We start from the raw sequence: 21,103 nt of genomic DNA, 5'->3' as shown, positions 1-21,103 counted from the left end.
CATTGATGGCCAGTCGCTTGTTTAGCGCGCCACTCGACCCAAAATCGCAGACCACTCGGTTTCTGACACAGGCATTACCGACAAACGGTTACCACGCTTCACTAGCGGCAAGTTTTCCAGTTCCGACATGGTTTTGAGCACACTTAACGGCAGTACACGCTTAAACTTTTCGACATATTCAATGTCTACCATTAACCAACGTGGGTTATCGGGTTCAGCTTTGGCATCGTAATAGTCGCTATTGATATCAAACTGAAAGTGATCTGGGTACGCCTCTCTAGTAATGCGAGCGATACCGGCAACCCCTATGGTTTTGCACGATGAGTGATAGATCAGCACTAAGTCGCCAAGCTTCATCTCATCACGAATCATGTTTCGTGCTTGATAATTGCGGATCCCTTCCCAGCATGAGCTCCCTTTGACACGCAGAGTGTCGATGGAAAACTCATCGGGTTCTGTTTTAAATAGCCAATATGCCATAATGGTTTAGATACCTGTGATCGTTCTAAATAAGGAAAATTTAATGACAATGTCGCGCCTACCGCTTGCGGTTGCTCCGCTCATATTGCTTCAAGCATGTTCGTCTTTCAATACAGAGACGCCGCCAAGCGCGCCTCCAGTACCTTCTGCGGAGCTATCACGTCCAGAAACTATCACACCACAAACTTATGTCATGCGCGGCCAAGCTGTCATTGGACACGAGACCCGCACCATTCAGCCGTGTGGCAGCCAGCATCAGTATTGGCTAGATTTGCCTAAAGAGGTTCGTCCGGAGGCAGAAAAGCTGACTCGTGAGCCTTATCAGCCAATATATGCGGAAGTGGTTGGTTATCTAGAGCCGCCGAGCCATCGTGGGTTTGATTCCGATTATACTGGCCGCTTTGTAGTAAAACACGTCAACCTGCTGACCGCTGAAAACCCCAAGCGCTGCGATCAACCGCTGCGACCAACACAGGTACTTGGCAATGAACCTTTCTGGTCTCTCAAGTTTGACAGCGCCAAACAAGCGAGCTTTGCGATGATGGGCGAAGATAAACAGTCGCTCACGCTCAAAGATCGTAAGGTAACTCAGACCACCCGCCGCTATGAGTTTGATGATGCGAATCTTCAGATGAGTAGCAAGCTTTGTAATGACACCATGAGCGACTCTATTTATGGCTGGACAGGTGTGCTGACCATGAACGGTCAGACTCGACAAGGCTGTGCCACGCTTTCGAACACGGATACCACGCTAAATTGGACTGGCAGTTATGTGGCACAATCCACAGAGACCGCCGGCTTTACCATCTCGATGACGCTGCTTCCTGATCACACCGCTATCACTCGCTACGAGTATCCAGATGACTCTCCAGCAACCGAAGAGCGTGGCTTTTGGCAACAACTGAACAATCAGCAAGTCCAGGTCATCATGACGCGCCACCAGCAGCAGTATTTAGTGTCACAACGCATTTTCACCTTAGACGGCAATAAACTGGTCGCTAAGCAGGAAAAGGTGGGTGATATCGTCTACCCAATCGCGAACGGCGGTTTAGTGCTTTATAAGGGCGAATAGAACCAACTATGAGCCAGATGTGCCCACGCTGTGGTTTTATCCACAACTGCTATTGTGAGGCGATCCCAACGATCGCCTCTGATCTTTGCTTTACCCTGCTCACTCACCCTAACGAGCCTTCACGCGCCACCAATACTGGCAAGCTTATCGATAAATTATTTGATGACTGCGAAATTAGTGAGTGGCAACGTAAATCTCCGATCGAGCGCTGCTTGCCTGACACTAGCCCCTTTAGTCCAGTACTGGTATTTCCGTGTGAAGAAAGTGTGCCGCTTGCTAAATGGCAACAGAAACAACAAGGTGCGAAAAGTAATTTCATTGTGCTTGATGGGACGTGGCAAGAAGCCAAAAAAATGCTGAATCGCAGCGCTTGGCTGAAATTGCTGCCCAAGGTGCACCTAGATAGTGCCGAGCTGTCACAATACCAGTTAAGACGAAACCAAGAGCCTGGCAATCTCTGCACCTTTGAAGTGTGCGCCGAGATTACTCGAGAGGTAGGAAATGAACATGACGCCAATGCCATGCTCACGTTCTTTGAAGACTACTTGCTGCGCTTTCAGGCAGAGCGCAGCGGACATGCGTTAACGCGCTAACCTCTATCGTTCAGCGCGTAACTCAAGTAACTGCTCGATGTGATTGATCTCGACATCGGGCAGCACCTTCATTCGGCGTGTGTCACGAGGCGTTAAGCCTTTATCGTTAAACCAACAAGCACTGAAGCCATTACGCTTCGCTCCCTCAACATCGGTTACCACATGATCGCCGACATGCAGAATGTGCTGACGCGGCAAGGCCAAAAAGTCTGCGGCTTTATCGAACATGTCCGCAAAGGGCTTGGCTCTACCATCGGGGCCGGCCTTAAGCACTAAAGCAAAGTATCGACTCAGCCCGATTTTGTCGACGTTCACATTGCCATTAGTGATTGCAACCAACGGCATTGCGGCACTCAATTTGCTCAAAACCTGATGTGTTTCATGTGGAACATCGAAGTCACTGCGCCATTCCAATACATGACGAATCAAGGTCTGTGCCGCCTCGGTAGCTTTAGGATCATCGTAACCCAAATACTCCAAACCCTGCTTTACTTGCTGATAACGCCACTCTGTGACGTCGTGTTTCAGCATAGGATTTTGCTCTATCAGCTTAAACTTAAAGGCCTGCCACTGCGCTTTATCCCACTGCTGACTGATCGGATGGGTTTGTAGTAGCCATTGTGTGGCTTTTTGTTCGACCTCGCGAATAATCGGCCAGTTGTCGTAAAGCGTATCGTCGAGATCAAAGGTCATCGCCTTGATCGGTTGTAAACTGCGATAGAAGCGCATCAGGAATCCTCTTGTTGCTTAGGCTTACCTTTCTTATGTGCTCTTGGGTGAGCTTGATCATACGCTTGGGCAAGATGTTGGAAATCAAGGTGAGTATAGATTTGTGTGGTCGAGATATTCTCATGGCCCAGCAACTCTTGAACCGCACGCAGGTTGTTGCTCGACTCTAGCATGTGCGTCGCAAAAGAGTGACGCAGTTTGTGCGGACTGACGTGGCTCGCCAATGATTGCTTCTGTCCCCACTCTGCCATGCGCTTTTGCACGCTGCGATGTGAAATACGGGTACCAAGCTTTGAGACAAATAATGCTGGCTCACCGGGTTTAGCCAACTCCCCACGAACCTTTAACCATTTCTGCGCCCACTCAGCCGCATAGCCCGAAAATGGCACCTTACGCTCTTTGTTACCTTTACCAATCACACGGATCTCTCCGCTCGATAGATTGAGGTGTTTAACATCGATGCCGACCATTTCCGCCAAGCGAAGACCTGCGCCATACATCATCTCCATCATGGCACGATCACGAATCGCCAATGGATCGGCCTCATCCACTTCCAGCAGCTGAGAAACCTCATCAACATCCAAATTCTTAGGTAGCGGCCTTTGCTTGCGCGGGGCACTGACGCCTTTCGCAGGGTTCGCCGTTAGCTCTCCCCTCAAGATAAGGAAGTCAAAGAAACTGCGTAGTGAAGATAAACGCGTGGCAATACTGCTGGCTTTCATTCCTTCACGCATGCCTTTGCCAGCCAGCTGCCTCACCCAACCAGCATCAACTTGAGTCCAGGCTTTTACACCCATCTCATTTAAGTGCTGACCCATGGTTTCTAGTTGCTGACGATAGTTGCGTTGAGTGTGTAGGCTAAGCCCCTTCTCACTACGAAGGTATTCGTAGAACTTATCGAGAGGCTTTTTCAGTCCACTCGGCAAGTTGATCTTAGGCGTGGCTTGGTCTGACATTGTCTTCCTCTTGCACCTGCCAATCGAGGTGCTCACAAAGATAGGAAACCACCAGCGCGAGATGGCGTAAAAACAGGGTATCCATATCCGGTTGAAAGTGACCACCGTCTTCACTTGAGAAGATCAGCAATCCTTGCGCGAACTTACGCTTAAGAGGCAGCACCACATATGAGCCGAGCTCTGGCACGTGACCATCGGCAATCTGCTGCTCTGTAAATAGCATAGTACGATCGGCCTGACGCAGGCGACCAAGATAAGCGTCTTTGCCATTCAAATGGTTAGTGGTGAAACGCTGCCAACTCTCAAGTGAGAGTGGCTCGGCACTGTCATCGTTGTCGATAAGCTTTAGGTAGCCACGCAGGTTAAGACCCGCTGCCGTTTGCTTAATGGCGGATATGACGCTTTGTAGATCATGGCACTTCAAGAGGTTCTCTTGCAGCGACATGAACTCATAGAAGGTCTTATCATTGCGAGCAGCCAGAGACATCAATGCGGTGATCTCTTCCTCAAGCGCCTCAATACGCTCACGCTGTCGTTGCAACTGAATACCAACCAAGGACACAGCGCCTTGCTGTTGGTGCGGGAGGGAAAGGGATTCTACTAGTGATTCTCTACCCTTAAAAAAATCTGGATGATCAGAAAGATACTCGGCTACCACTTCTGCTGTTAGGTGGCTTGCTTCAAACTCAGACAAAATGCTTCCCTTTAATCCCTGTCAAATAGATAAAAAAATGGCGGGCCAGTGAACGGCCCGCCATTAGTATAATGGGTTATTGGCTAACAAGAAATCTGCCCATCGAAAACGTGAGCCGCCGCGCCAGTCATATAGAGCGGATGACCCGGCCCCTTCCAACTGATTTTAAGGTCACCACCTGGCAGATGCACTTTTACGGTTTCATCTAATAGACCTTGCACAATGCCGACTGCAACCGCGCCACAAGCACCACTTCCACACGCTTGTGTTTCGCCCGCGCCGCGCTCATAAACACGAAGGTTAACTTCACCGCGACTCAGCACTTGCATAAAGCCCGCGTTTACGCGCTCTGGAAAGCGCTCGTGCGACTCTAACAGAGGGCCTAATGTGTCCACGTCTGCGGTTTCAGTATCATCAACAACCGTCACTACATGCGGATTGCCCATACTCACTGCCCCACAGAACAAGGTATGGTCACCAGCACGCAGGATATAGGTCTTCTCTTTCTGCTTCGCCTTGAATGGGATCTTGTTTGGCTCGAACTCCGGCTGGCCCATATTGACCGTCACGAGATCGTTCTCTTCCAACTTAAGAACCATTTTGCCTTTCTTGGTACTGACACTGATGCTGTACTTGTTGGTCAGCCCTTTCATCTGCACAAAGCGAGCAAAGCAACGCGCGCCGTTACCACATTGCTCAACCTCACTACCGTCAGCATTGAAGATGCGGTAATGAAAATCCGTCTCTGGATCGTAAGGAGCTTCAACAATCAGTAATTGGTCAAAACCAACACCAGTATGCCTATCTGCTAAACGGCGGATAAGCTCAGGCGAAAAGAAAACGTTCTGGGTAATACAATCAACAACCATAAAGTCGTTGCCCAGACCGTGCATTTTAGAAAAGTGGAAGTGCATAGTGGTTCAGTTACTCCGGCAAAATGCTTTCTAATTCCCAAAGACTCTCAAGTGTTTCACGCTTACGAACAAGGTGTGCCTTATCTCCATCCACCATCACTTCCGCCACGCGCGGGCGAGTGTTGTAGTTTGAAGACATAACAAAGCCATAGGCACCCGCTGAGCGCACAGCCAGCAAATCATTTGGCTCTAGCACCAAGGCACGGTCTTTACCGATAAAGTCACCCGTTTCACAAATTGGACCCACCAAGTCGTATGTCGTCGCGTCACCTTCACGAGGGGCCACTGGGATGATGTCTTGCCAAGCTTGGTACAACGCAGGACGCATAAGATCGTTCATTGCCGCGTCGATAATCGCGAAATTTTTGTGCTCAGTGTGTTTTAGGAACTCAACCTTGGTCAGAAGCACACCAGCATTAGCGGCAATTGCACGACCCGGTTCAAAGATAAGCTCAAGCTCTGGGTGGTTCTCTAAGCGAGCCAGTAGCGCTTTAGCATAATCCGAAGGTTGTGGTGGCAATTCGTCACGATAAACCACACCAAGACCACCGCCCACATCAAGGTGACGAATATCCACACCGTCAGCGCGCAGTTGGTCGATAAGCGCGAGCAAGCGATCAGTCGCATCGATAAAAGGTTCAATGTCCGTTAGCTGCGAGCCGATGTGACAATCAATACCGTGAACCGCAAGGTTGTCTAGGCTTTGTGCAAACTTGTACACGGCAGGGGCACGGTCGAATGCGATACCGAATTTATTATCACGAAGACCGGTTGAAATATAAGGGTGCGTGTTGGCGTCAACATCTGGGTTAATACGCAGAGAAATTGGCGCAATCACGCCCATTTCACCCGCAACTTGGTTGAGACGCTCAAGCTCTGGTTCAGACTCGACGTTAAAGCATTTAATACCAAGCTCTAGTGCGCGGCGCATCTCTTGTGCCGTTTTACCAACACCAGAGAAAACCACTTTACTTGGATCGCCGCCCGCGGCTACCACACGCTCTAGCTCGCCGCCCGAAACAATATCAAAGCCTGAGCCCAGACGTGCGAGTGCATTAAGTACACCGATGTTCGAGTTTGCTTTCACCGCGTAGCACACAAGGTGTGGATGATCGCCGACAGATTTATCAAACGCATTCCAGTGACGCTCCAGCGTCGCGCGCGAATAAACATAAAGTGGTGTGCCGTATTGCTCGGCTAGTTCGGTAAGTGACGTATTCTCGGCCCAAAGCTGGCCATCGTCCTGATAGTTGAAATAATCCAAATCCTGTATCCCTTTACACTGTGTCGATGGCGGTGGTTATTGTGCTTGCTCGTTTGCTGGCGCTTCTTCTGCTGGAAGATAGAGTGGCCCCATTTGGCCACATCCCGCAAGTCCAACCACAACGAGCATAAAAATTGCCGTAATCGTCTTTTTCATTTTGCATGTCGTGATTATTGAATCAATGCCCCCTATAATCGCACCACGAATTAGAAAAGCAATAGGATTACAAAATGAACGACACGGAATTTCACCAATTAGTCGATGAGCAGATGCAAAACATCGAAGAGGCGATTGACGATTCAGGTGCAGATATCGATTACGAAGTGACAGGCAACGTCATGACGCTAGAATTTGAAGACCGCAGTCAAATCATCATTAACCGCCAAGAGCCTATGCATGAGATTTGGCTAGCGTCTAAATCAGGTGGTTTCCACTTCAAATTGATTGAAGGTAAATGGACATGCTCAAAGACTCAGCTTGAGCTGATGGCGATGGTAAAAGAAGAGTGTGAAAAGCATGCTGGCGAATCTATCGACTGGGTCTAACCCCAATCGATAGTCATTACGCATTAACGGCTTTTGAGTTTCTCGAGTTTGGAGAGCCACCATCATTACGATAAGGAATGATGTAAGGTTCTCCCTCCTCGGCATGCACCAACTGGTAGTACTGAGGAAGGTTAAAGTTAATCAGTTTCGATGACACCTCTCCACCATTATCCACATTGGAGGTGTAGAAGCTGTTCACACTCGCGATCATCTCATCTTTACTGCCACGCATCTGGTGGTAAACCTCAACCTGATTCGACTCATCCAACACATAGATGTTGAAGCCGTTATCCGTGTCTTCAAAGAAGAACTGAATCAAGCCCTCACTCGCAAACCCATCGACCACTTCTGGAAGCTGATACTCTTCTTCGCGATCAAGCATGAGCAGTGGCGAGCCTTGAAGCTTATTGGTCGAGATGCTGCGATAGAAGTCCACCGAGTTCTCAAGCTTTTGGACTGACACGCCGCGACGCTCAAAGAATAAGCCATACATCTGATTCGCGACTTTGAGTGCTTTGAAACGACGACGCTTCTCTTGGTCGATCGGCTTCAATCTCAATTCAATACACTCAGCGAGAAGTTGGTAGACGGTATTTCTCAGCACCCCACGAAGGTTCTTGCTGTAACAGAAAACGTCGACAGACTCTGGCGGCAGCGCATCTTGGTGCATCTTACCCAACACCGTCTTCAGAGCATCAAGCATGGCGGTATCACCTTCAAAATGAAGGGTACGTACTTCATGCCAAGAGTTGCGATAGACCAGATCAACAGAGCCGATGAGGCTCTGCCCTTCGCTACCAAAACTCAGGATATCAACGTTTTTGAGGTCCACTTTAGAGGCTTTTGCCGACAAGTCCTTGGTTGGGTCGTTCTCAAAGTTGATGAACATCGCCAACTGGCTTATTTCACACGGGCTACCAAGCGCCTGCATGCTCGGGCGGCGCTTGCGCAGTGAGAAGGTGTTTCTTAGATCGCTCACCATTTGATAGAACTTGTCGATATCAATATGAGCATCACGCACCACGGAATTGAGTCGTGTTGACTCGGTGATTAAGCCATTGAAAAACGCCCACGCCACGAGCTTACTGAGATACTCGTTATGCTCTAGTGGTGCTTGACCCAAGATTCGGTGCGGGATCAACGGCTGCTTGTACAGGTACCAGCCTGATTGATAGCTCTTACCTTCCTGCACCTCGATAAAGGTAAGGTCAGGTTCGTGTAAGTCAGGCGAGATCTGCGGATTGAGCAGAGTGACCTTACCCGGCAACACCTCAAATGCCGCATACAGCTTACGTGCCAAGATACTGATATCTTGTGGGCTGATCGCAGAAGTAATGTCATTGCGTCGTGCGAACTGGATAAGGTTACGATAGCTAAGCATGAGCGCATCGAGCAAGTCGTTGTGAACACGCATCACCTGCTCAACCTTCCAGTTGCGGCGATCGTCTAGCTCTTGCAATACCTCAAGTGACCAGTTCCATTTTGTCGTCATATGCGACAGCGCTTCACGGCGCCATGGCATAGAGCCAATGCCTGGTTCACGAGAAAGCTTCTCGTGTGTTTTGAGATAGAAACAGCGACGAACAAGGTCGAGACGCGTAGAATCTCCGATACGCTCAAGGTATCGAGTCACCTTTTCAAGCATCAGGTAGTAGGCATCCATCCCGTAGAGATCAGGCTCATGGGCAAAGAAGCGACGCTTAGTGTCGATGCTTAGCAGTTGCGTATGCGGATATTCCCAAGAATAGGCCTCAAGTAAGATCGCCTTTAACACCGATTTATACGGTGAGTCGATACTCTTATAGAGCTGCCATAGGCTAGAGCCAAAGTACTCTTCCGCTGGGATGCGGTTTAAGCGACCGAAGTCGATCCACTCATCGCAATTGATGTGACCTTTTTGGCACATTTCAGCGACATAATCCTCGTAGCATTCCTCCATTTCAGGTGGAACGATTTGCCACAATAGTCGCTGACCACCCAGCCTCACGGCTGAGCGATAGAATTCATCAAGCAATAGCAGGTGTTGTGAGGAGCCACAGTTGTCGCCCGTCATCTCCTCAGAGATGTTGCTGCGAAAACGCTCCTCATCCATCAAGAAGAAGTTCGCTTCTACCCCTAGCCCTTTGGCCCAGTCGGTGATCAATAAGCATTTATTGCTGAGTTTTTCACGAGACTTGGTCGACATCTCAGGTGAAATGCACACCCAGATATCCAAGTCACTCGACGTACTTTGACCAATCGATGAGGTACTACCCATGGTGTAAAGACCAAGGATGTCATTCTCTGTCGGCTCTGGGAGTGGTTGACCAAGCGCTAAGGCGATGTCGTCAAGGAACTGCTGCTGTAGAGCATTCGCTTCAAAACCAAACAGGCCGCATGGGCTTTCTGCTTCATAGAAGCCAGGGATGATGGGGTGATTGAAATGGAAAAGGGCTGGAATCAGTTGGAATACACGCTGTCCTTGGAGATCCATAAGCGCCAGCGCGCGCTCAATACGCTGCTGGTTAAGGGTATCTAACCTTTGGATGAGAGTTTGAGTGTATGCCTGCAAGGGTGATTCCTAGATTCAATCTAACTGCTATTTTGCATAGGTTTTAAACAAAAGAGCGTTCAAAACGTGATCAATGTAACATTTTTATTATAGGCGGTAAAGCAATACTCGGCACTACGACAACTCATACCCACTAATGCGGGACTTGGTTTAGCCTTCCAAATCATAGCGGACAATTCTAACAGTAGTTACCACAACAAATGCGATTAAACTCACAGTATTGATAATATTTGTGATCGGTGAAGTTATCCCTCACTTTGGGTATTGGGAAATCACTAAGCATTTCATAGAGTCGATGGTACGATTACGCTATTGAAACCACCTAGAAGTTTACGAGAACGATATGACACAGACTCAGCCAATTCGAATTGCCACCCGAAAAAGCCCACTTGCTTTGTGGCAGGCTCACTATGTAAAAGATGCCCTGATTGCTGCGCACCCAGGACTCGAGGTTGAGTTGGTGACAATGGTGACCAAAGGTGATGTCATTTTAGATACCCCACTTGCCAAGGTTGGCGGTAAAGGACTTTTCGTAAAAGAGCTCGAAGTGGCGATGCTTGAAGGTCGTGCTGACCTCGCTGTTCACTCGATGAAAGATGTGCCTGTCGACTTTCCTGCGGGACTTGGTCTAGTCACTATCTGCGAGCGCGAAGACCCGCGCGATGCATTTGTCTCTAATACCTATGCGAGCATTAGCGAACTACCACAAGGCGCTGTCGTGGGCACGTGTAGCTTGCGCAGACAATGCCAGCTAAAAGAGCAGCGCCCAGACCTCATCATCAAGGAGCTACGAGGCAATGTCGGCACCCGTCTAGGCAAACTCGACAACGGTGAGTACGACGCCATAATTCTCGCCGCAGCAGGTCTTAAGCGCTTAGAGCTTGAGTCTCGCATTCGCAGCTTTATCGAGCCAGAAGAATCGCTACCTGCCGTTGGTCAAGGTGCAGTTGGCATTGAGTGCCGCCTCGATGATGAGCGTCTTATCAAGCTGCTTGAGCCTTTAAATCATGCGGAAACGGCAGATCGCGTGCGCTGCGAGCGCGCAATGAACCTAACTCTTGAAGGTGGCTGCCAGGTTCCAATCGGCAGCTATTCTTTAATTGATGGCGACAACATCTGGCTACGCGCTTTAGTGGGTGAACCCGATGGTAGCAAAATCATTCGCGGTGAAATCCAAGGTAGTCGCAAAGATGCCGAAGCGTTAGGTGTGCAACTTGCTGACCAGCTCCTAAACGACGGCGCAAAAGAAATTCTAGAGAAACTCTATCAAGATCACGAGTAATGCGAGATGAGAGTACTGGTAACAAGGCCTGAAACCCAAGGTGCCGAACTCTGTAAACAAATCGAACGTATGGGGGGCTTTGCCCTCCACTATCCTCTTATTGACATTTCTTTTCCCACTATTCAAGCAGCCGACAGTGCGCACTTTTGTCAATCAGACATCGTCATCGCCGTCAGCCAATACGCAGTGCAAGGTCTAGAGCACTACCTCAACCGCACCTCCGTTTGCGCGCCTAAACAGGCTATTTATCTTGGCGTTGGTCAAAAAACCGCACATGAATTAAGCAAACTGGTACAACAAAACGTAAACTATCCCTCGATAAGCGACAGTGAGCACCTGCTCGCTTTGCCAGAGCTTGCACAGATTTCAGGACAAGTCGTGACCATCCTCCGAGGTAATGGCGGGCGTGAACTCATTTACGAGCAGTTGACGAAACGCGGTGCATATGTGCAATATCTGGAAATGTATCAGCGTCAGTATCGCTCGTTCGATAAACAAGCCCTCGAGCACTGGCAAGATAGTAAAACTGACACGTTAGTGGTCACAAGCGGTGAACAACTTGAATATTTGCTGTCTCAAGTACCAGAGTCAAACCATGACTGGTTAAGACAACATCAGCTTTTGGTTCCAAGTGAACGAATCGCTAATCTCGCGATGACACAGGGATTTAATAACGTAACGAACACCCAAGGTGCATCGAACTCTACTCTATTTGCTGCTCTCCAGCGTCTAAAAACAGGACTTAACAATGACGAACAAAAATAAAGACGAGCAAATCCAGTCTGAAGACAAACAAGACGTTACTACTCTAGCCACAGAGAACACCCAAGAATCGATCGAGCCTGAAGCGCCAGCATCGGAAGCAGAAAGCCCGCAATCTAAATCACCTGCATTTGAAGAAAAGCAGGGTAAGCGCGGCGTGAAGCTCGGTACCGCTGCCATTATCCTTGCACTGCTGCTTGGCGGTGGCATGACGTTCATGATGCAAAAGCAAGCGGGCGATTATGAAGCTCGCATTGCAAGGCTTGAAGCACAGATTAAAGCATCACAAAGCTCGTTGAGCTCTGAGATGCAGCAGATTCAGGCAGATACGCTGGAACAAGCGAAAACCATGACCCACAAAGCCGAAGTCGTGCTTGGCCAGCAGAAAAAGAGCATTGAAAGCCTGCAACTTGCCGTGGCGGATGTGAAAGGTCGCCGTCCAAATGACTGGCTGTTAGCGGAAGCGGATTACCTGGTTAAACTGGCGGGCCGCAAACTGTTTTTGGAGCATGATGTCGTCAGTGCGACACGCTTGATGGAAAGTGCGGACCAACGTATCGCTGCGCTAAACGACCCAAGCCTTGTATCCCTACGTCAATCCATGGCAAACGACATTACTAAGCTTCGTACCGTGCCTTTGATTGACCGTGACGGGCTAGTACTACGCTTAACCTCACTGCAACGCCAAGTCGACCAACTTCCGCTGGCTAATGCGATCCTTCCTGATGCCCCTGCTGTTGAGAAGCGCCAAGTATCGCAAGACATCTATGACTGGCAAGACAACCTAATGACATCACTGAAGGATTTCTCAGAAAACTTCATTACCTTCCGTAGTCGTGACGGTAACGTGATTCCGCTATTATCCCCAGAACAGCACTTCTATTTGAGAGAGAACATCAAGTCTAAAATCGAGACCGCGATTCGTGCGACCTACGAGGAGCAAGGTGAGATCTACAAGATGTCGCTAGAGACGGCTGAAGAGTGGTCAGAATCCTTCTTCGATATGGATAACAATAGCGTCAAAGAGTTTAACGCTGCACTTGGCAAGCTTAGTCAACAAAACATTCAGGTCGACTATCCAGTTAAGCTAGAAACGCAAGCGAAGCTGTCTGACGTGATCAGCGAGCGTTTACGCCGTGAAGTCACTACCATCATCACGGAGGAGAAATAATGATTCGATTAATTTTTCTCTTCGTCGTCCTTGGCGCAGGTCTATTTGTTGGTACTCAGTTTTCCGGTCAACAAGGCTATGTGCTGATCTCGATTGCTGATAAGACCATCGAGATGAGTGTCACCACGCTTGTGGTGTTTGTGATCGCTGCGCTTGCAGCACTGTTTCTACTTGAGTACATCATCAAGAAAATTCTCTACACCAGCGTGACCACCTTTAATTACTTTAGTGTGCGCAAAATGCGTCGCTCTCGCCGCTATACCAATGAAGGTATCGTTAAGCTACTAGAGGGTGACTGGAAGCTCGCAGAGAAGAAAGTAACTCGCTGGGCGAATTACCACGACATGCCACTACTGTGTTATCTGGTAGCGTCAGAGGCAGCCTTGGGACAAGGTGATAAAGCAAAGCGTGACCACTACCTAGATCTTGCTTCTCAACAAGAAAACTCTGAGCTGGCCGTGCAGCTTACTCGAGCTAAACAAGCAGTCCGCGAAGAAGAATGGGAAGTCGCAGCGTCGACTCTTGAGACATTAAAAGCTGAGCACCCAAGTAACACCATCGTTTTAAGCCTACTGAAGACAACCTATCGCGAACTTGGCGAATGGCAGGCTCTGATTGATCTTCTGCCTAAGCTAAACAAAGCAAAACTTATCGATACTGAAGAGCAAGCGGAATTAGAAGAACGAGCTCAATGTGGCCTGCTAGAGGATATTGCAAGCCAGCAAGGCAGTGAGGGCTTAATCAGCCATTGGAATAAACTACCTCGTAAGACACGCCAAAGCACGCACTTAGTCGGATGCTTCACCAAGCAGCTAATTGCTCGTAAGGCAGACGCAGAAGCGTTCACTGTTATCAAAGAGACGCTCAAGAAGCAGGGGCATGACGAGCTGTATACGTTGCTACCAGAACTTAACCTAGCAGACGCGCATCCCGTTGTTGTGATGCTCGAAGATGTCGTGAAGAAGCAACCAGATAATGCAAAAGCACAAAGCGCATTAGCACAGTTCTATTTCCGTGATGAAAAATGGCCACAAGCACAGCGTCATTTCGAGCGTGCGTTGTCTATCCGACCAGATGTCTCCGATTATGCCTATTTGGCAGACACGCTAGAGAAACAGAACCTGACTAAAGCAGCAGGTGAAGTTTCTCGTAAGGCGTTGACCCTAATCGAAAGTAAATAAGCTATTAGTCTATGCATAAAAAGCTCCCTTGGGAGCTTTTTTTATAGCTGGAAATCGTCCAATGCTTGAAGCGTGAGTCGATTAGTAAAGGCATTCACTCTGGTATGAACGGGGCTCCAACCAAGCAAAAATCGTTGATAATCCGCCCATGCCAGCCCCAATAACGCGCGCCACTCCTGACACACATCATTAGAGTCAACGTCGAATTGATATTCCTCTAAAGCCACCTTCAGCGCTTGAAAGTAAAACTCAACATAGTCGTCGATCGATAGCTGCGCATCATCAAAATTGAGCACTGTGGTGAAGAACAGAGCCACATCTTTTACGCCCACACCACCGCCAACGTATTGGAAATCCACCGCGCTGACCTCGGAGCCTGATTGATTAAAGCAAAAATTGGCAAGCTTCGCATCACCATGCACCAAGGTCTGATATCGACAGCGATTAAGTATGTCATCAATACGCTTAGCCGCCTGTTTGTATCGGCTTGGCGTCATTGCTTGCCATTCGTCGGGGCGGGTAGGCAAATGCCAATAGGTTCCCTGCTCCCAAAGGCCTACAGGCTTCGTATCGAGCCAAAAGGCATGAAAGCGGGCTAGCCAGCTCAATACGGCTTTTACTTCATCCATCGTTGGCTTTTTTACCACTCTCGCACGTTCTTGAAGCCTGAGATCCTCCAAAACGAGGTCATAGTGCGAACCATGGTTGATCGCCGCTAAACAGCCTGGTGCCCAGCCAAAAGGCATTTGAGAGACGTATTGCCGATACCAATTAAACTCAACCTGATAGGACTTCAATTTCCTCTCGTTCGATAACTGGGTGTTCCATCCTTTCGGATGATACTCCGGCGCCAGCTCTGGCAAGTCGATCGACTTAATGACCATACTTGGCAGCCCTGGATTGTCCGTAGTTACTCTAAACAACTGTCCATAGCCACTCCAAAGGCTCTGTATCGGCTCTTTAGAGATCACTCGATGCGTTTCACCAATCAGTTTTTTTATTGCCAACGTTGGCTCATACGGGCTGGAACTCAAACCTCAAATACCTCTAGAAATAGAAACTGATGCTCACTGTGACAGACAATACCATTAAACTGAAGGGTTAGTCAGGTAAGTAGTAAGTATGGGGTTTTTGAGGAACTGCAGATAAGAAAAAGCCCGCTGATTTCTCAGCGGGCTTTCTAATGTGGCGGAGAGATAGGGATTTGAACCCTAGAACCGCTATTAACGGTTGCCGGTTTTCAAGACCGGTGCTTTCGACCACTCAGCCATCTCTCCACAAATTGTCATCAACAGATTAGTACACTGATGATGTGGTTACTTACTATTGCAAGTAACAGTATTTAAAGCCTGGCGATGTCCTACTCTCACATGGGGAAGCCCCACACTACCATCGGCGCTATTGCGTTTCACTTCTGAGTTCGGCATGGAATCAGGTGGGTCCACAACGCTATGGTCGCCAAGCAAATTCTGTTTTGCCTTCAGATTTTCTGAAAATCTGAAAACAATAAATCTGGAAAACTGATTTTAAAAGTCTAAATACACATTCAATGTTCTACTTTGAGTCCATCAAAACCCTTTGGGTGTTGTATGGTTAAGCCTCACGGGCAATTAGTACAGGTTAGCTCAACGCCTCACAACGCTTACACACCCTGCCTATCAACGTTCTAGTCTCGAACAACCCTTTAGGACACTTAAAGTGCCAGGGAAGACTCATCTCAGGGCTCGCTTCCCGCTTAGATGCTTTCAGCGGTTATCGATTCCGAACTTAGCTACCGGGCAATGCGTCTGGCGACACAACCCGAACACCAGAGGTTCGTCCACTCCGGTCCTCTCGTACTAGGAGCAGCCCCCTTCAATCTTCCAACGCCCACGGCAGATAGGGACCGAACTGTCTCACGACGTTCTAAACCCAGCTCGCGTACCACTTTAAATGGCGAACAGCCATACCCTTGGGACCGACTTCAGCCCCAGGATGTGATGAGCCGACATCGAGGTGCCAAACACCGCCGTCGATATGAACTCTTGGGCGGTATCAGCCTGTTATCCCCGGAGTACCTTTTATCCGTTGAGCGATGGCCCTTCCATTCAGAACCACCGGATCACTATGACCTGCTTTCGCACCTGCTCGAATTGTCATTCTCGCAGTCAAGCGGGCTTATGCCATTGCACTAACCTCACGATGTCCAACCGTGATTAGCCCACCTTCGTGCTCCTCCGTTACTCTTTGGGGAGGAGACCGCCCCAGTCAAACTACCCACCAGGCACTGTCCTCATCCCCGATTAGGGGACCAAGTTAGAACATCAACACTACAAGGGTGGTATTTCAAGGACGGCTCCACTAATACTGGCGTACTAGTTTCAAAGCCTCCCACCTATCCTACACATGTAGGGTCAATGTTCAGTGCCAAGCTGTAGTAAAGGTTCACGGGGTCTTTCCGTCTAGCCGCGGGTACACTGCATCTTCACAGCGATTTCAATTTCACTGAGTCTCGGGTGGAGACAGCGTGGCCATCATTACGCCATTCGTGCAGGTCGGAACTTACCCGACAAGGAATTTCGCTACCTTAGGACCGTTATAGTTACGGCCGCCGTTTACCGGGGCTTCGATCAAGAGCTTCGACCTAAGTCTAACCCCATCAATTAACCTTCCGGCACCGGGCAGGCGTCACACCGTATACGTCATCTTACGATTTTGCACAGTGCTGTGTTTTTAATAAACAGTTGCAGCCACCTGGTATCTGCGACTCCCCATAGCTCCATCCGCAAGGGACTTCACCGCGAGGAGCGTACCTTCTCCCGAAGTTACGGTACCATTTTGCCTAGTTCCTTCACCCGAGTTCTCTCAAGCGCCTTGGTATTCTCTACCCGACCACCTGTGTCGGTTTGGGGTACGATTCCTTACAATCTGAAGCTTAGAGGCTTTTCCTGGAAGCATGGCATCAATGACTTCACTACCGTAGTAGCTCGACATCGTGTCTCAGCCTTAAAGAGAGCCGGATTTACCTAACTCTCAAGCCTACGCACTTGAACCTGGACAACCGTCGCCAGGCCCACCTAGCCTTCTCCGTCCCCCCATCGCAATTGTAAGAAGTACGGGAATATTAACCCGTTTCCCATCGACTACGCCTTTCGGCCTCGCCTTAGGGGTCGACTCACCCTGCCCCGATTAACGTTGGACAGGAACCCTTGGTCTTCCGGCGAGGAGGTTTTTCACCCCCTTTATCGTTACTCATGTCAGCATTCGCACTTCTGATACCTCCAGCAGACCTTACAATCCACCTTCAACGGCTTACAGAACGCTCCCCTACCCAATATACAAAGTATATTGCCGCAGCTTCGGTTTATAGCTTAGCCCCGTTACATCTTCCGCGCAGGCCGACTCGACTAGTGAGCTATTACGCTTTCTTTAAATGATGGCTGCTTCTAAGCCAACATCCTAGCTGTCTAAGCCTTCCCACATCGTTTCCCACTTAGCTATAATTTGGGACCTTAGCTGGCGGTCTGGGTTGTTTCCCTCTCCACGACGGACGTTAGCACCCGCCGTGTGTCTCCCGGATAGTACTTACTGGTATTCGGAGTTTGCAAAGGGTTGGTAAGTCGGGATGACCCCCTAGCCTTAACAGTGCTCTACCCCCCAGTAGTATTCGTCCGAGGCTCTACCTAAATAGATTTCGGGGAGAACCAGCTATCTCCAGGTTTGATTGGCCTTTCACCCCTAGCCACAAGTCATCCGCTAATTTTTCAACATTAGTCGGTTCGGTCCTCCAGTTGATGTTACTCAACCTTCAACCTGCCCATGGCTAGATCACCTGGTTTCGGGTCTATATCCAGAGACTGAACGCCCAGTTAAGACTCGGTTTCCCTACGGCTCCCCTAAACGGTTAACCTTGCCACTGAATATAAGTCGCTGACCCATTATACAAAAGGTACGCAGTCACACTACGAAGGTGCTCCTACTGCTTGTACGTACACGGTTTCAGGTTCTATTTCACTCCCCTCACAGGGGTTCTTTTCGCCTTTCCCTCACGGTACTGGTTCACTATCGGTCAGTCAGTAGTATTTAGCCTTGGAGGATGGTCCCCCCATATTCAGACAGGATATCACGTGTCCCGCCCTACTCGATTTCACTGATGATGAGATGTCGGTTACGGGGCTATCACCCTGTATCGCGGCACTTTCCAGAGCCTTCACCTGTCTCATTAAAAGCTTAAGGGCTAATCCAATTTCGCTCGCCGCTACTTTCGGAATCTCGGTTGATTTCTCTTCCTCGGGGTACTTAGATGTTTCAGTTCCCCCGGTTCGCCTCGCTGAGCTATGTATTCACTCAGCGATACCTGCTTATGCAGGTGGGTTTCCCCATTCAGGGATCTCAGACTCAAAGGTTATTACTACCTAATCTGAGCTTATCGCAAGTTATTACGCCTTTCATCGCCTCTGACTGCCAAGGCATCCACCGTGTACGCTTAGTCACTTAACCATACAACCCCAAAGGGTCTTTCTATTTGTCTTCACTTTTGAAAAGTGAAAGCAAACGGTCAAACAACCAAAGTTGTCTGCAATTTTTATACATGATGCAGACTCGATTTTGCCGGACTCAAATATGAATTACTTTCGTAATTCCCAAGAACACTTGAATGTGTGTTGGTACCTAATCAAAAGATTAGGATTTGAGAACTTTTAATTGAATAAGAATAATCAATTCTTATTCGTCAGCTTTCCAAATTTTTAAAGAGCTTGATTCGCTTTCTATTTAAAGAAAGAAACCATTTTTAAGAACACTTAAGCAAATGCGCTTAAAGATGGTGGAGCTAAGCAGGATCGAACTGCTGACCTCCTGCGTGCAAGGCAGGCGCTCTCCCAGCTGAGCTATAGCCCCATCAGTGTTTGATGCTTACCGCCAATCATCTGGGAGGAAGATTGGTGGGTCTGAGTGGACTTGAACCACCGACCTCTCGCTTATCAGGCGAACGCTCTAACCACCTGAGCTACAGACCCAAGCATCGTCTTTAATTCATAAACCGTATCAATCTGTGTGAACACTCATCGCAATAATCTATTCGTATAAGGAGGTGATCCAGCCCCAGGTTCCCCTAGGGCTACCTTGTTACGACTTCACCCCAGTCATGAACCACAAAGTGGTGAGCGTCCTCCCGAAGGTTAAACTACCCACTTCTTTTGCAGCCCACTCCCATGGTGTGACGGGCGGTGTGTACAAGGCCCGGGAACGTATTCACCGTGGCATTCTGATCCACGATTACTAGCGATTCCGACTTCATGGAGTCGAGTTGCAGACTCCAATCCGGACTACGACGCACTTTTTGGGATTCGCTCACTTTCGCAAGTTGGCCGCCCTCTGTATGCGCCATTGTAGCACGTGTGTAGCCCTACTCGTAAGGGCCATGATGACTTGACGTCGTCCCCACCTTCCTCCGGTTTATCACCGGCAGTCTCCCTGGAGTTCCCACCCGAAGTGCTGGCAAACAAGGATAAGGGTTGCGCTCGTTGCGGGACTTAACCCAACATTTCACAACACGAGCTGACGACAGCCATGCAGCACCTGTCTCTCAGTTCCCGAAGGCACAAGACTGTCTCCAGTCTCTTCTGAGGATGTCAAGAGTAGGTAAGGTTCTTCGCGTTGCATCGAATTAAACCACATGCTCCACCGCTTGTGCGGGCCCCCGTCAATTCATTTGAGTTTTAATCTTGCGACCGTACTCCCCAGGCGGTCTACTTAACGCGTTAGCTCCGAAAGCCACGGCTCAAGGCCACAACCTCCAAGTAGACATCGTTTACGGCGTGGACTACCAGGGTATCTAATCCTGTTTGCTCCCCACGCTTTCGCATCTGAGTGTCAGTATCTGTCCAGGGGGCCGCCTTCGCCACCGGTATTCCTTCAGATCTCTACGCATTTCACCGCTACACCTGAAATTCTACCCCCCTCTACAGTACTCTAGTCAGCCAGTTTCAAATGCAGTTCCGAGGTTGAGCCCCGGGCTTTCACATCTGACTTAACTAACCACCTGCATGCGCTTTACGCCCAGTAATTCCGATTAACGCTCGCACCCTCCGTATTACCGCGGCTGCTGGCACGGAGTTAGCCGGTGCTTCTTCTGCAGCTAACGTCAAATGATGCCGCTATTAACGACACCCACCTTCCTCACTGCTGAAAGTGCTTTACAACCCGAAGGCCTTCTTCACACACGCGGCATGGCTGCATCAGGCTTGCGCCCATTGTGCAATATTCCCCACTGCTGCCTCCCGTAGGAGTCTGGACCGTGTCTCAGTTCCAGTGTGGCTGATCATCCTCTCAGACCAGCTAGGGATCGTCGCCTTGGTGAGCCATTACCTCACCAACTAGCTAATCCCACCTGGGCATATCCTGACGCGAGAGGCCCGAAGGTCCCCCTCTTTGAGCCGAAGCTATTATGCGGTATTAGCCATCGCTTCCAATGGTTATCCCCCACATCAGGGCAATTTCCCAGGCATTACTCACCCGTCCGCCGCTCGACGCCGTTAACGTTCCCCGAAGGTTCAGTTAACTCGTTTCCGCTCGACTTGCATGTGTTAGGCCTGCCGCCAGCGTTCAATCTGAGCCATGATCAAACTCTTCAATTTAAAGTTTTGATTCCCTAAATAAATAGGGGAGGCTCAATGAATACTGATTCTATCTAACGATAGTGAATTGACTGTGCCAAGTCCGAAGACTTGAATTGGTCACTCAGTTCATTGAAAACCTAATTTGAAACCAAAGTTTCTAATTTGATTATCATCAACGAGTGCCCACACAGATTGATAGGTTTAAATTTTTAAAGAACGTTTCTTCGAGAGGCTAAACTTTCGTTTTTGAGCCTTTCGGCTTTTCTCTCGAAGTGGGCGGCCATTTTAACTAGATAACCTGTCGTGTCAA

16 protein-coding genes, 3 tRNA genes and 3 rRNA genes are annotated in these 21,103 nt (G+C 49.1%); 7 read left to right on the top strand and 15 right to left on the bottom strand.

Annotated features, from left to right (window positions below; genetic code table 11):
* Positions 1-21: 21 nt before the first annotated feature.
* Positions 22-480 carry an EVE domain-containing protein gene (locus tag AC6I8U_RS00400; protein WP_498017429.1) on the bottom strand — a complete coding sequence of 153 codons (459 nt, stop codon included), beginning with the start codon at positions 478-480 and terminating at the stop codon, positions 22-24.
* Positions 481-523: 43 nt separating this feature from the next.
* On the opposite strand from AC6I8U_RS00400, the gene AC6I8U_RS00395 reads away from it, so the two are divergent.
* Together AC6I8U_RS00395 and AC6I8U_RS00390 are read left to right on the top strand one after the other, a co-directional pair.
* On the top strand, positions 524-1,552 hold the full coding sequence (locus AC6I8U_RS00395) for a COG3650 family protein (protein WP_498017428.1): 1,029 nt from the start codon (positions 524-526) through the stop codon (positions 1,550-1,552).
* A gap of 8 nt (positions 1,553-1,560) precedes the next feature.
* Positions 1,561-2,145 carry a tRNA-uridine aminocarboxypropyltransferase gene (locus tag AC6I8U_RS00390; protein WP_498017427.1) on the top strand — a complete coding sequence of 195 codons (585 nt, stop codon included), beginning with the start codon at positions 1,561-1,563 and terminating at the stop codon, positions 2,143-2,145.
* Between the two features lie 3 nt (positions 2,146-2,148).
* Here the strand turns inward: AC6I8U_RS00390 and yigB are convergent, their stop codons facing one another.
* The 6 genes from yigB to lptM all read right to left on the bottom strand — a co-directional run bounded on the left by yigB (position 2,149) and on the right by lptM (position 6,858).
* Positions 2,149-2,874 (bottom strand): 5-amino-6-(5-phospho-D-ribitylamino)uracil phosphatase YigB, encoded by a 726-nt coding sequence (yigB, locus tag AC6I8U_RS00385; protein WP_498017426.1) that lies wholly within the window; start codon positions 2,872-2,874, stop codon positions 2,149-2,151.
* Complete coding sequence (gene xerC / locus AC6I8U_RS00380) at positions 2,874-3,830, bottom strand: tyrosine recombinase XerC (protein WP_498017425.1); 957 nt, start codon at positions 3,828-3,830, stop codon at positions 2,874-2,876. Before xerC ends, yigB begins: the two co-directional genes overlap by 1 nt.
* On the bottom strand, positions 3,808-4,524 hold the full coding sequence (locus AC6I8U_RS00375; RefSeq protein ID WP_498017424.1) for a DUF484 family protein: 717 nt from the start codon (positions 4,522-4,524) through the stop codon (positions 3,808-3,810). Before AC6I8U_RS00375 ends, xerC begins: the two co-directional genes overlap by 23 nt.
* Positions 4,525-4,607: 83 nt before the next feature.
* Positions 4,608-5,438: a diaminopimelate epimerase gene (gene dapF / locus AC6I8U_RS00370; protein WP_042478753.1), complete on the bottom strand. Its 831-nt coding sequence runs from the start codon at positions 5,436-5,438 to the stop codon at positions 4,608-4,610.
* A gap of 10 nt (positions 5,439-5,448) precedes the next feature.
* The gene (gene lysA, locus AC6I8U_RS00365) at positions 5,449-6,702 is read right to left on the bottom strand and encodes a diaminopimelate decarboxylase (protein WP_042478751.1); all 1,254 of its coding nucleotides are present in this window, start codon (positions 6,700-6,702) and stop codon (positions 5,449-5,451) included.
* Positions 6,703-6,738: 36 nt separating this feature from the next.
* Complete coding sequence (gene lptM / locus AC6I8U_RS00360; RefSeq protein ID WP_419153417.1) at positions 6,739-6,858, bottom strand: LPS translocon maturation chaperone LptM; 120 nt, start codon at positions 6,856-6,858, stop codon at positions 6,739-6,741.
* Positions 6,859-6,932: 74 nt separating this feature from the next.
* On the opposite strand from lptM, the gene cyaY reads away from it, so the two are divergent.
* Complete coding sequence (gene cyaY / locus AC6I8U_RS00355) at positions 6,933-7,247, top strand: iron donor protein CyaY (protein ID WP_128650156.1); 315 nt, start codon at positions 6,933-6,935, stop codon at positions 7,245-7,247.
* Positions 7,248-7,263: 16 nt separating this feature from the next.
* Here cyaY and AC6I8U_RS00350 read toward each other — a convergent pair whose 3' ends face one another.
* The gene (locus AC6I8U_RS00350; protein WP_234494935.1) at positions 7,264-9,798 is read right to left on the bottom strand and encodes a class I adenylate cyclase; all 2,535 of its coding nucleotides are present in this window, start codon (positions 9,796-9,798) and stop codon (positions 7,264-7,266) included.
* 343 nt (positions 9,799-10,141) lie between these two features.
* Here AC6I8U_RS00350 and hemC point away from each other — a divergent pair, with 343 nt between their 5' ends.
* The 4 genes from hemC to AC6I8U_RS00330 are packed head-to-tail and all read left to right on the top strand — an operon-like array spanning position 10,142 to position 14,194.
* Positions 10,142-11,080: a hydroxymethylbilane synthase gene (hemC, locus tag AC6I8U_RS00345; protein ID WP_498017423.1), complete on the top strand. Its 939-nt coding sequence runs from the start codon at positions 10,142-10,144 to the stop codon at positions 11,078-11,080.
* A 6-nt stretch (positions 11,081-11,086) separates the two neighbouring features.
* Complete coding sequence (locus AC6I8U_RS00340; protein WP_234494933.1) at positions 11,087-11,845, top strand: uroporphyrinogen-III synthase; 759 nt, start codon at positions 11,087-11,089, stop codon at positions 11,843-11,845.
* Positions 11,829-13,013, top strand: coding sequence for a uroporphyrinogen-III C-methyltransferase (locus AC6I8U_RS00335; RefSeq protein WP_498017422.1), 1,185 nt, complete (start codon positions 11,829-11,831; stop codon positions 13,011-13,013). Before AC6I8U_RS00340 ends, AC6I8U_RS00335 begins: the two co-directional genes overlap by 17 nt.
* Positions 13,013-14,194 carry a heme biosynthesis protein HemY gene (locus AC6I8U_RS00330; RefSeq protein ID WP_498017421.1) on the top strand — a complete coding sequence of 394 codons (1,182 nt, stop codon included), beginning with the start codon at positions 13,013-13,015 and terminating at the stop codon, positions 14,192-14,194. The genes AC6I8U_RS00335 and AC6I8U_RS00330 overlap by 1 nt, the downstream gene beginning before the upstream one ends.
* 41 nt (positions 14,195-14,235) lie before the next feature.
* On the opposite strand, the gene AC6I8U_RS00325 is transcribed toward AC6I8U_RS00330, so the two are convergent.
* From AC6I8U_RS00325 to AC6I8U_RS00295, 7 genes are all read right to left on the bottom strand, one after another.
* Positions 14,236-15,201: a phosphotransferase gene (locus AC6I8U_RS00325; RefSeq protein WP_498017420.1), complete on the bottom strand. Its 966-nt coding sequence runs from the start codon at positions 15,199-15,201 to the stop codon at positions 14,236-14,238.
* Positions 15,202-15,380: 179 nt separating this feature from the next.
* Positions 15,381-15,471 (bottom strand) — tRNA-Ser (locus tag AC6I8U_RS00320).
* A 70-nt stretch (positions 15,472-15,541) separates the two neighbouring features.
* A 5S ribosomal RNA gene (gene rrf / locus AC6I8U_RS00315) occupies positions 15,542-15,657 on the bottom strand.
* Between the two features lie 126 nt (positions 15,658-15,783).
* A 23S ribosomal RNA gene (locus AC6I8U_RS00310) occupies positions 15,784-18,673 on the bottom strand.
* A gap of 323 nt (positions 18,674-18,996) precedes the next feature.
* Positions 18,997-19,072 (bottom strand) — tRNA-Ala (locus AC6I8U_RS00305).
* A gap of 42 nt (positions 19,073-19,114) precedes the next feature.
* Positions 19,115-19,191, bottom strand: a tRNA-Ile gene (locus tag AC6I8U_RS00300).
* Between the two features lie 67 nt (positions 19,192-19,258).
* A 16S ribosomal RNA gene (locus AC6I8U_RS00295) occupies positions 19,259-20,811 on the bottom strand.
* The 16S, 23S and 5S rRNA genes sit together here with 3 tRNA genes alongside, the layout of an rRNA operon.
* Positions 20,812-21,103 lie beyond the last annotated feature (292 nt).

The sequence above is a fragment of the Vibrio sp. KUL80 genome (assembly GCF_059725495.1).
This window is presented reverse-complemented; position numbering and strand designations above follow the sequence as displayed.